This is a genomic window from Paenibacillus sp. MY03, from assembly GCF_002165585.1.
GTDB lineage: Bacteria > Bacillota > Bacilli > Paenibacillales > Paenibacillaceae > Pristimantibacillus > Pristimantibacillus agaridevorans.
The window spans coordinates 196,235-208,543 of the sequence record NZ_MXQD01000012.1 but is presented as its reverse complement, the minus strand read 5'-3'; the positions used below and the strand labels follow the sequence as shown (position 1 = coordinate 208,543).

Genomic DNA, 12,309 nt, shown 5'->3' with positions numbered 1-12,309 from the left:
ACATGAAATGCTCATAAAAACGAAAATCGGGAAAAGCTTGTACTTGCTGCTCGCAGTTGCGCTACTGCTTTCCCCTTTCGGGGTGGCAGCAGCCAATCCGGCAGCCGCGCAAGGCGCTGAGGCAGCCAAAGGTGATTCGGAAGAAGATGCGAACAGGTACGGCGGCGGGGGGCGTTCCGGCACGACCTATTACGTAGACTCATCCCGCGGGAACGATACAAAATCCGGCAAAAGCAAAGGCTCCGCCTGGAGGACGCTGGACAAGGTAAACGCCACGACGTTCCAGCCAGGCGACAAGGTCTTGCTGAAGGCGGGTTCCACTTGGACCGGCCAGCTTTGGCCCAAGGGCTCTGGCTCCAACGGGCGTCCGATCGTCATCGACAAGTACGGATCTGGCCCCAAACCGGTCATACACGGAGCCGGCTTATACCAAGAGACGGTAAAGCTGTTCAATCAGCAGTATTGGGAGATTAACAATCTGGAGCTTACAAACACCGGGGAGGCCAGAGACACGCGCAGGGCAGTATGGATCGAAGCCCAGGATATCGGAACGGCCAACCATATCTATCTTAAAAATCTGGATATCCATGACGTAAACGGCCAGACCGAGGTGCAGGACCTGGAATCCGGCGGCATCATCGTACGCGTCACCGGCAGCGCGACCCCGACCAAGTTCCACGATCTGCTCATCGAGGACAATACGTTCGTGGACGTAGACAGTACCGGCATTTACGTGCGCAGCAACTGGCGCAACCGCGATACAAGAACGGACGGTGTAGGACCGTGGCTCGGATTCACGGAAGTGGTTATCCGCGGCAACAGCCTGAACCGAACCGGCGGTGACGCGATCATCGTATGCGAAAGCGAAGGAGCGCTTATCGAATACAACGTCGCGGCGAACAGCTATTACGATTCGGTAGGGTACCACGCCGCAATATGGGCAATCAATTCCGATAACGCGCTGTTCCAGTACAACGAGGCTTATATGACCCGGACGACAATGGACGGGATGGGCTTCGACATTGACGAGCTTTGCAACAATTGCGTGATGCAGCACAACTACAGCCATGATAACGAAGGCGGATTCATGCTGCTTGTCGGCAGGCGGGGCGGGGACGGCACCGGCTACGACAAAAACGGCATCGTTCGCTACAACATAAGCGAAAACGATGACCACGCCATCGTTCAGGCCGTCGGCCGCATGGATAATTATCAGGTATACAACAATACCTTCTACACGTCGGAGGACATGAAGGTTCAATTTCTGAAGGCGCCTGACGGCAACAACATGCCCCAGGGCACGATGAGCTTCAAGAACAACATCATCTATAATCTTGGAACAGACATGACCTATTACTGCGGCAACGCGACCTGTACGTTCGACTCCAATACTTTCTACGGCAACCATGATCCAAGCGAACCGGACGATCCCAACAAGCTGACTTCCGACCCGCTCCTGATCGGAGCCGGTTCCGGCGGAACCGGGCGTTCGACCGTTGACGGTTACCGGCTGGGAGAAGGTTCGCCTTCGCTGGGCAGCGGTACGGTTATTGCGGACAACGGAGGCAAGGACTACTGGGGCAATGCCGTGTCTTCCACCCAATCTCCGAATCGGGGTGCCTATAACGGCAAAGGCGTTAAAAACGAACGGATCGGCAGCGGGATTAACAGCTATCTCTTTTCGAAGGAAGGCAAGGAAGTTCGCATGCTCTCTTCTTCGATGCCGCAGGAGGTGGCGATCCGAGTCAATGGAAAGCTGATTGTAAAGGATGCCGACGGGGAAGCAAAGTCTTATTCTCCCGATAACGCCGGTTATGTTTATCTGACGCTGTCGGAAATGGCCCTGGAGTTGACGGGCAAGGTGAAGGAGATAAAGCCAAGCGGCAAATATGCGCTGCAGGCAAGCAGCGCTTACCTCGGCGATTCGATCCGCCTTAAGCTCACAGTGGATAACACGGGCAAGCCTCGTTCGGCGATCAATGCCCGGCTTCTCATCGCGGGACAGGAGATACCGGTTAAGGTTGCTTCCGGCAAGACGGCCGTAATCGATATGACGGTACCTGCTTCCGAGGCGGCCGGCAGCTTGCGGCTGGTTGGCGAAATCGTCTCCCATGGCAAGGCAATTGCCCGGATTGCGGCAAATGTTGAAGTGCTTGAGCCTTTGCAGATGGAGGTGAAGCATGCGTTGAATGAAAATAGGGAAGCGCTTCGAGTCCGAATTCGCAATGTGTCGGATACGAACAGAGTTCTCAATGGGCTGTTATGGACGATCGGCGGGCAGGACGGAGTCGAAGCGCTGCAAGCTTCCGTTCCGGCAGGCGGCGATTATGTTGCCCTGCTCCCGCTGGATGCCTATCGCCCTTCGAGCAGCCACCCGGTCAAGATTACGCTGGAAGCCGCCGGGGGAGTATCCCTCGCTTACGAAGGACAAGTGACTCTCGCCACTTTGCTGGCCAACAAGAGCATCGCCATTGACGGCGATCGCGACGATTTGGCCGACTTGCCGGTTATTCAACTGGCGGAGGAAGGAGCGGTCCAAATTCCGGGGTATGGCGGTGCGGCGGATGTAAGCGGCAGCGTTTGGGTGACCTGGGATGAGGATTATCTGAACATAGCTGCCGCCATTCGAGACAATGTCCATTCGCAAGAGCAATCGGAAGGCCAAATATGGCTTGGCGACAGTATCCAGTTTGCCTTGTCTCCTGGAATGCCTGGCGACCAAACGAGCATGTACGAGTTCGGGATGGCATTGACTCCTGATGGGCCACAACTGTACCGCTGGTCAGCGATCGAGGGAGAAGCCGGATTGATGGCGGATCCGGCGTTGGCAGTTGCAAGGGACGAGGCGCGTCAAGAAACCTATTACGAGCTTTCGCTTCCTTGGACAGAGCTTTCTCCAATCCTGCCTGACGACGGAAAGTTTGGTCTGTCCTTGCTCGTAAACGACAATGACGGTCACGGGCGCAAAGGATGGATCGAGTGGGGCGGCGGCATCGGAGGCATCAAAGACCCAAGCCAATTCAAGCTGATGCGCTTGATCGGCCAGGTAGACCGCGTGCTGGAAAGTCTGTCGATTAACGAACCGCTCGCTTATAGCGCTCTGCCCGTGACTTTGACGGCAACGGGAACCTTCGACGACGGCTTCGTATCGCGGATTACGCATGCCGAGTGGTCGTCCAGCAATTCCGACATTGCAGCTGTATCAAACGGTACCGTGACCTTCACGGGCGAGAAAGGACCGGTTACGATAACGGCGTCTTACCGGGGAAAGGAAGCATCGGTCAGCGCGGTAATCGAGGATTTGGGGCAATATTACGCATTCGATGAAGGAGAGGGTATGACGACGAAGGACAGCGCTAGCGGCATCTCCTATGCCATCGAGGGCGAGCCGGTCTGGGTGGACGGCAAAGTTGGCAAAGCGCTGCTGTTCTACGGGAATTCGGTCAAAATCAGTCCGATTGCCAAGGACGACTTTACCTTTATGGCATGGATCAAGCCGGAAACCGATTTGCATAACCATACGATCTTAGGTCAGGGAATTACCGGAAGCCAGGCGAATATGTTCAACTGGTGGATTACAAACGGGCAGTTGTATTTCCTTGTTAGCGATGCGGAAGGGGCCGGACACGGCATGTGGCCGTTTAACACGGAGCCTGGCTCCATTCCGCTGGGCGAGTGGACCCATGTGGCCGTGGCGAGAGAAGGCAATACGTTCCAGATGTATCTAAACGGCGAAAATGTGTTGACGAAAACCGTGCCCCATCACCAAAATCAGCTCACTAATCCCAATCCGTTCCGGATTGGCGCGCAGAACAATGGCGAAGGCGGTCCTTCCGAAGGTTTTCACGGCGCAATCGACGAGTTGAGGCTTTATCCCGAGGCGCTATCGGCGGATCGAATTCGGGAGCTGAGCGGGATCGAAACCGAAGGGAAGCCGGCAATAAAGGAGGTGGAAACGCTGATGGCCGTTTCCAACGTGGCTTACGGTAAAACCGCGCTTGTCTCGTCGTCGCGCGACGGCAACGTCGGATCGCGCGCATTCGACGAGTCTGCCGGAACGAAATGGGAGAGCGAGGCCTCCGATCCGCAGTGGCTGATTGCCGACCTGGGCAAACCACACCGGATCAACCGCACGAAGCTCACTTGGGGGAGCGGCGGAGCGGGTCGGGCATTCAAGATTCAAGTATCCAACGATATGATTCAATGGACGGACGTATATTCCACAACGACGGGGAACGGCAGCGTGGTGGATGTCAGCTTCCAGGATACGGATGTCAGGTTCGTCCGCGTTTACGGCACAAAACGGAACGGAACCGGCGGTTACGGGGTCCAAGAGTTCGAAGTATACGGGGAAGAGATTCCGTACCAGCCGCCTGCGGTACCGCCCGTCCTGCCTCATCTGCCGATTCCGACGGAGCCGCAGATTGCCTATCAGAAGATGGAGACGATCGCATTTGCCCATTTCGGCATGAATACGTTCACGGACCGGGAGTGGGGAACGGGAACCGAGAGTCCGTCCCTGTTTAATCCCACGGATTTTGACGCGAGGCAGTGGGTCAGCGCGCTTAAGGATGCGGGATTTAAGCTGCTGATTCTGACCGCGAAGCATCATGACGGCTTCGCGCTGTGGCCGAGCGCTTACACGACGCATGACGTAGCGAGTAGTCCATGGAAAAACGGACAAGGCGACGTGGTCAAGGAAGTTTCCGATGCTTGTATGGAGTTCGGCATTAAATTCGGACTTTACGTGTCGCCATGGGATATGCACGAGCCGACTTACGGCTCGGGCCTGGCTTATAATGATTTTTTCGTCAACCAATTGACCGAGCTGATGACGAACTACGGTGAAATAAGCGAAATCTGGTTCGATGGCGCGAAGGGGGACAATACCCCGCAGGATTACGATACGGAAAGATGGTATTCCGTCATTAAGCAATTGCAGCCCAATATCGTTATATGGGGCGCTCCTGGAGATGCTCGCTACATCGGCAACGAAGACGGAATCGCAAGCGAAACGAACTGGGCCAAGGTTGTCCCGCAGCAGCCGGGCAATCCTTACTGGACGCCCAACCAATATGGAGAGGGCAATCCGAACGGCACGGCATGGCAATCCGGCGAAGCCGACGTACCGCTGCGGCCAGGCTGGTTCTACCATGATTGGGAGGATACCCATATTAAAACGTTGCCGGAGCTGGTCGATATTTATCAGAAATCGGTAGGGAGAGGGGCCAACCTGCTGCTTAACGTATCGCCGGATAAACGAGGCAAGCTGGTGAACAGCGACATTAACAGATTAATGGAGCTGAGAAATTGGATCGACCAAGCTTACGGAGTAAATCTGGCAGCGGGGTCATCCGCTTCGGCAAGCAATGTCAGGGGCAATGCTTCCGCATACGCGGCGGGCAAACTGACGGATGGCCAATATGACAGCTATTGGGCAACGGACGACCAGGTGACTTCGGCTCATGTCGATTTGAATCTGGGCGCGACGAAAACGTTTAATGCGGTTACGCTGCAGGAATATATTCCTCTCGGTCAGCGCATATCGGGATTCAACGTGCAGGTGCGGATCGGCGGCAGCTGGACGACGGTAGCGACCGGTACAACGATTGGCTACAAGCGCATCGTCACGTTTGATGAAGTGGAATCGGATCAGGTTCGCATTAATATTCTCTCTTCCCAGGCATCGCCTCTGCTTAACTTTGCCGGCGTATACGATATCGGCGAGCTGGGCGCGGGCGGAGGAAGCCAGGATGCCGACCGCGAGCAATACTTCGACTTTGATGAAGGCCAAGGCTCCACGGCGACGGAAAGCGTAAGCGGGCAGGCGATGTCCATTGAGGGCGGCTACAGCTGGGTGCCGGGCAAAGTCGGCCAGGCGCTGCGTTTCAACGGATCGGATACGTCGATCGTGACGGATTCCATCGTCAAGGACAATTTCACCTTCGCGGCCTGGATCAAGCCGGAGTCCGACGGCGCGAATCGGATCATTCTCGGTCAAGGCATTACCGGTAGCCAGACGAACATGTTCAATTGGTGGATCGCAAACGGCAAATTGGAATTCCTGATGGCGGATGCGCTTGGCCAGGGCCATTCCTTATGGCCTTTCGCGACCGCAAGCAGCTCGATTCCGCTTAACGAATGGACTCATGTTGCGGTATCGAAGGCGGGAAGCCAGTTCAAATTGTATATTGACGGCCAGCTCGCCTTGACCAAATCGGCTTCGTCGGATATCGTTCAGACCAATAATCCGAATCCGTTCCGAATCGGCGGGCAAAATGCCGCCTCGCAGGGCGCCGCCGAGGTATTCCACGGCGCCATCGACGAGCTCCGGATGTATCCGAGAACTCTGACGGATCAGGAGGTGTTCGCTTTGAGCCAGGCTGGGGGACAGCCGCCGCAAGTGATCAATGTCGCGCTTATCGGCGACAGCATTACGACGGGCAGTTACCCTGCGCAGCTGCAAACGCTTCTCGGCCCGAACTATTATATTAATCCGTATGGATCTGGCGGTACGACGATGCTGAAAAACGGCGATCAACCTTATTGGGACAGCTGGGAATTCGTCAACAGCTCGAACTGGGAGCCGGATATCGTAGTCATCATGCTCGGCACCAACGATTCTACGGCGATCAACTGGCAGCACAGCTCGGAGTTTGTGTCCGATTATGAAGACATGATCGATCATTATCGAGGCCTGGCTTCGCAGCCGACCGTCTACGTTGCGACTTCTCCTCATAATTATTGGCCGGGGAACGTCGTGACGAGCGAGGTGGTGCCGCTGCAGATTCAAGCTGCGGCCAACAAGGGAAGCACCGTCATTCATGTCAATCCGGGCACACAGAACATGGGGCATAACTTCCCCGACAATGTCCATCCCAACGATGCCGGGTCGACGACTATCGCCACAGCGATATATAACGCGCTCAAAGGAACCGGCAAACCTTCGTTGAGCAGTGCCTTTTCTAAGATCGAAGCGGAACATTACAGCTCCAAAAGCGGCTCCGTACAGGCCGAGCCAAGCAGCGAAGGGTCGGATAATCTCGGTTTTATCGGAACGGGAGATTATACGGTCTATGAGGATGTCAACTTCGGCTTGGGCGCAGCCTCCGTGGATGCCCGTATCGCCGGTTCGACTGTAGGCAAGATCGAGATACGACTCGGCAGTCCGACGGGTACGCTGATCGGTACGGTGAACGGGGTAAATACCGGCTCCTATCAAACCTATACAACGGCCCAAGCCGCATTAAGCAGCGTATCGGGCGTACATGATGTGTACCTGGTCTATACGGCCGGATTGAATTTGAATTGGTTCCAGTTCAAGCAATAAGGAAGAAAGAACCTCTATTAATCAATGGCGGCCCCGATCCAGTCATAAGGATCGAGGCCGCCGCTTTACAAGTCATCCCCGCTATACGGCGAATCCATTCCCGAAGATGTTTGGCGGAGAATATCCCATACGTCGGCGAAAGAGACGATCACCATAACAGCGCGATCCTTGCGGACAAGTGGACGAATATGCCAAATCATGTCGATAATCCTGTTTCATAATGATTGACAACTCGTCTAAGGCAAAATAGAAGAAGATTCAAAAGAATAGATAATAGGAACACGACGAAATTTGGTTTAAAGTTGCCCTATAGAATCGTAACTTTCGAGGAGGGCGATGTCATGCGTTACGAGGCAATGTCGGAAAAACATCTGGATGGAATGGTATCCGTCTGGAATTCGGAATGGATTCGGGTGTTTCCCATGAGAGAGCAATTAATCGCGCAAAATGTGTTCGAGGATCCCAATTGGCTGCGTCATGGCTCGTGGGTTGCCATCGAGGAAAGTCGCGATCGGATTGTCGGATTCGTTGTGGCGAAGGCGTACCGTGAGGAACTTGCCCAATATGGCCTTAAGTCCGACGCGGGATGGATTCAAGCTCTCATCGTGGAGCAGGACAGCCGGGGCGTCGGCATAGGGAGCGAGCTGCTTGGCCGGACGGAGGAAGCCCTTCGAAAGTTGGGCGTTCAACGCATATCACTTGGTAATGATTTGCAAAGCCGCTTGTTTCCCGGCTTGCCGGAGCCGGAAGAGGCAACGAAGGGCTGGTTCGAGAAACGAGGTTATGTCTTTAAAGCAGAAGTCTTTGATTTGCTGAACAGCTATAACCATAGAGCTGGAGTTACGTTGCCCGAAGTACAGGATGCGCTGTTTAGAGTCGCAACCCCGGAGGATCGGGAACGAATGACGGCTTTTATGCGCCGCTGCTTCCCGGGGACTTGGGACTATCAGCACCGGGAGTATTGGAAACGTGGCGGAACAGGCAGGGAATACGTATTGCTTGAGAGAGAAGGCATCATCATCGGTTTTTGCAGAATGAACGACGAACATTCGCCGTTGCTTGCGCAAAACATTTATTGGTCGCCGCTTTTCGACGAGCCCTTGGGCGGAATCGGGCCGCTCGGCATCGACGAGGCCTATCGCGGATATCGATATGGCATCTCCATTGTGCAGGCGGCGATCCACTACTTGCTGGAGCGGGGCAGTCGCCATATCGTAATCGATACGACGCCGTTCGTCGAGTTTTATGGCAAGCTTGGGTATACAAACTGGAGAACCTATGCGAAATTCGAGAAAACGATCGATCTTACGGGTAGTTCCACGTTTCGGCGAGAATGACCATTATGATGAACATTAAAATGGAGTACAGACTGGCAACAGTTCTGGACTCCATTTTTGTATTAGCGAAACAATATGCAAAATTTTCTGTCTAATTTGTTGAACGATTAACAAACAGGGAATGGAGGGCAAGCATGAAGGGATCTATTTATCTGCTCTGTTTAGCGGCAATATGTATATTGCCTGCATGTGCGATTGACAGCAACAACGACTCCGGGGTAAACATGGCGACTAGCGTCACCATCGAAACCAGCGAAAGCAGCATATCCAACGAGTCAATTGCGAAAGAAACCGCACAGCCAGACAATGAGTCGTTTCTTAATCTGGATCAATTAGAGCAGTACAGAATCATTACGGGGACATCCAGAGAGTATACCGAAATGGATATGGCCAATTTGGCAAAGGACGACATGCAAAAGGATTACGTTGCCGTCATTAAAAATTATATGCGGCAGGAATTGGGGCACGAAGTCAGCTACCTTGATAGTGTGGATGGCACCTACAATCCACGAAATGTGGTGGTGGGGACGACCGAAGGAAACACCTACATGCTTGAACTTCGAAAATGGTACAATTATAACGGCATTTGGACAGTAACCAATCTTGCAGAAGACGGAGCCATGCCTCCGGAACAATCGGTCACTTATGAAATCATTGATGTTTCAAGCATTGGCGATCCAGGTATTTTAAAGGAAGTCAACGAAAAAATCTCGGCTAGAAACGCGGGACACTATCATTTTATTGCAGACGATACGCTTTATATACTTCTGGTAGCGGGCATGGAACATTCTGTTGAGTTGTTGAATGTGTTCGGAAATGAGAGCCTGATGAGGATCCAATACGCGACCATTGAAAATACAGATCCGCGCTTTGGCGAGAACCCGTACCTGATTCTTAAATTGGATGCTACGGTAATGGATCTTTTTATTCAGCAATTTGCAAACACGAAGGTTGACGATATTAGATTGAATTTGCCTTGACTAAAGGCAGTTGCCCATAAACGGGTCAACTGCCTTTTGTTTTGGTCGGATAGTAACTCTGATTAGCATACATAGGCGTTAGTAACGCTTATGGCTCCAAAAAGTAGGCGAACGAGCAGCTGTAGGCGTTAAAAACGCCGATAATGGTTGTCCGCTATACGAGCGGCAATAGTGGCTGCAAGAATTATTCTTCCCATTTGATGTTCTGTCTTCGGAATTCGCTAGGCGTCATGCCTGTATACCGCTTGAAGACGCGGTTGAAGGAGGCTACCGTAAAGTAGCCGACCAGAGAAGCGATATCTTGAATGAGCAGATCGGTTTCAATAAGCATCTCGGTCGCCTTGTTCATGCGTACGGTGTAGATGTAATCGCTGAAGTTGGTTCCCGTCTTCTCCTTGAAGTAACTCGACAAGTAAGGTCCGGTTATGCCGAGCTTGTGCGCAATGGCATCCAGCGACAGATCGCCGCCATAATTCGCCTCCACGTATTCGAAAACAAACTTCGTAATAGCATCCGTCTCGGACTTCTTCTCCTGAATGGCAATCGCGGACCTTGTGAGCAAACGTCTGAAAAACGTTTTGTATTGCTCCAACGTGTAGCAGGATTTCAACTGCTCATGCAAATGACTGCCATCTACGACGGAAGCCACCGACACATTCTGCGCATACATAGCCTTGATTGTTCGATTGACGATATCCTTGGACCACTCCTGAAACTGCCCAGCTGTTGCGCCGACCTTATCCAGATGATCGAGGAATCGCTCGACTAGCGGGATCGTTACGGTTTCGATGCCGGCTTGCAGATTGGCTGCCAGCTCCGTCTCTTCGGAAGGAGTAGGGACGAGCAGGGAAGGATGTGCTTCCCATTGCGTAATAATCTGAACGTCCTCGCCAAGCTTGCGCTGCCGGATCAGATCAAGCGCGTTCTGATACGTCTCTGCGAAATCCGTCGCATATTTGCGAACGGGGCTTGGCGCGATCGTGAAGTTGCAGTAGGGTGCATCCGAATCGAAGATCCGGATCAACGTACGCAGCTCCGCTTCCGGTTTATCCGCTTGATCGTCATCCAAGAACAGAATCGTCAGGATTTGATCCTTTTCAAGCTGGAAGGTCAACGATTCGCCGTACAGACTGGTAAAATGAGCATCGATCAATTCCTTGTACGTATTGAAGGCGCGATGCACCGAGCTTGAGATTTCCAGAAGGAAACGTTCTTTGAACTCAAGGTGGAATAACACTAGTCTGTAGGGACGATCTTCGTCCATTCTCGTCTCCAGCCCTGCTCCGCCGCCGATCTTCTTAAGCTTGGACATGTAGGCGAACTGTTGGAGCATGGTGTTTTTGGTCTGAAGATCATGATGGAACTTCTCGTTAGAGCGCGACAAGTCGCGCAAAGTCGAATGCAGCATATTAAATTCCTTGATTCGGCTGCTCGCCGCACCAGGACCTCCCAAAACGCTATAGGTCTGTATGGATCGAATCATCTTCGCAAGCGGATTATGGAACTTTTTCGCAAGGATGTAGGATACGGCCAGACTGATCAAAATCGACAGGGCCAAAATAACGAACATAAGCACGTTTAAATTGCGAAGCTGATTCGTCAGCCCCCTGTCTGCAACGACCTCAACATAAGTGAACCCCGTCTCGGAGCCGCTACGGAAGAAATAATACTTGTCGTCCAGCTTCGCGTACCCGCCAAGTCCCGGGTAGGTCCCATCTTCCATCTTCAAATTATCCGGCATGCTGAGCGAAGGAGATGAGGAGTAGATGACTTGCTGATCTTCATCCAGTATGAGCAGGCTGCTGCCGGGTTTGGGCTGATGGAACGCTTCGAAGGCTCTGGCGCTTTTGAGGAGCAGAATGAAGGCCAGACGATCATCGTAAGCGCTTTTGACCAGAATAGGAGTCAGATTGCCGTAAGAGAAATCTTCGAATGCCGTCTCCATACGAAAGTTCGTAGTGGGATAAACCTTGAAGCTGTCGACGGACTCCGCTTGTCTCTTCCAGAATTCCACGGAATAAGTATCGCTGACGTAGAATTTGCCAAACATCGTCTCCGCGTTCCTCGTCCCTTCCTTATCGAACACAAAACCCGTGTCCTTGAAGTAATAAATAATGTTGTCCAGGTAGAGCAGCGAATTGTTCATCGTATTGCGAAGCTCTCGCTGAACCCGCGATACGATATCGTAATGAAACGCGCTGGTGCCGTTCTTCAATATTTGCGTATCGTTTTCGAACAGGGTGCTGAGCATAAAACTTCGCATGAGCTTGAAGTGTTTCTCGTAGTTCGTGACCGTCGTGTTTAGATTAAGGCCGCTGTTAACGATAATCTCTTCTTTGATCCGATCGCGGAAAAAAGAATACGTGACAAGGTGGATGGAAACAAGCAGCAAAATGATGGCGATAAAGCTGCAGAATAAGGTGTAAAAAAGTGACAGCTGGTTGTTCGAAATGTTCGGGAACGGGATCAGTCGCTTCATGCCACTATTCCTTTCATTTTACAAAATCATATAGCGAGTATAGCACGAGGTATTAACAATGGCTCAATAATCAACGCTTACGATCCTTATCATTTCTTATGAAATGGGCTAAATAACGCGATTCTGACGGAAATCGGACAAGGAAAACAAGATTCCACGATACACAAAAGGGCCGACGTCTTG

At 52.5% G+C, this 12,309-nt stretch carries 5 protein-coding genes; 3 read left to right on the top strand and 2 right to left on the bottom strand.

Annotation, left to right across the window (positions count from 1 at the left end):
- Nucleotides 1-7 precede the first annotated feature (7 nt).
- Nucleotides 8-7,330, top strand: coding sequence for a LamG-like jellyroll fold domain-containing protein (locus tag B1748_RS14720; RefSeq protein WP_087568674.1), 7,323 nt, complete (start codon nt 8-10; stop codon nt 7,328-7,330).
- 65 nt (nt 7,331-7,395) lie between these two features.
- On the opposite strand, the gene B1748_RS37495 is transcribed toward B1748_RS14720, so the two are convergent.
- Nucleotides 7,396-7,530, bottom strand: coding sequence for a hypothetical protein (locus tag B1748_RS37495; RefSeq protein WP_256975673.1), 135 nt, complete (start codon nt 7,528-7,530; stop codon nt 7,396-7,398).
- A 141-nt stretch (nt 7,531-7,671) separates the two neighbouring features.
- Here B1748_RS37495 and B1748_RS14715 point away from each other — a divergent pair, with 141 nt between their 5' ends.
- Entirely contained in the window at nt 7,672-8,667 is a 996-nt protein-coding gene (locus B1748_RS14715; protein ID WP_087568673.1) for a GNAT family N-acetyltransferase, read from the top strand.
- A 134-nt stretch (nt 8,668-8,801) separates the two neighbouring features.
- The gene (locus tag B1748_RS14710) at nt 8,802-9,647 is read left to right on the top strand and encodes a hypothetical protein (RefSeq protein WP_087568672.1); all 846 of its coding nucleotides are present in this window, start codon (nt 8,802-8,804) and stop codon (nt 9,645-9,647) included.
- Between the two features lie 184 nt (nt 9,648-9,831).
- On the opposite strand, the gene B1748_RS14705 is transcribed toward B1748_RS14710, so the two are convergent.
- Nucleotides 9,832-12,126, bottom strand: a complete 2,295-nt coding sequence (locus tag B1748_RS14705; protein WP_087568671.1) for a helix-turn-helix transcriptional regulator — start codon at nt 12,124-12,126, stop codon at nt 9,832-9,834.
- Nucleotides 12,127-12,309: the final 183 nt, after the last annotated feature.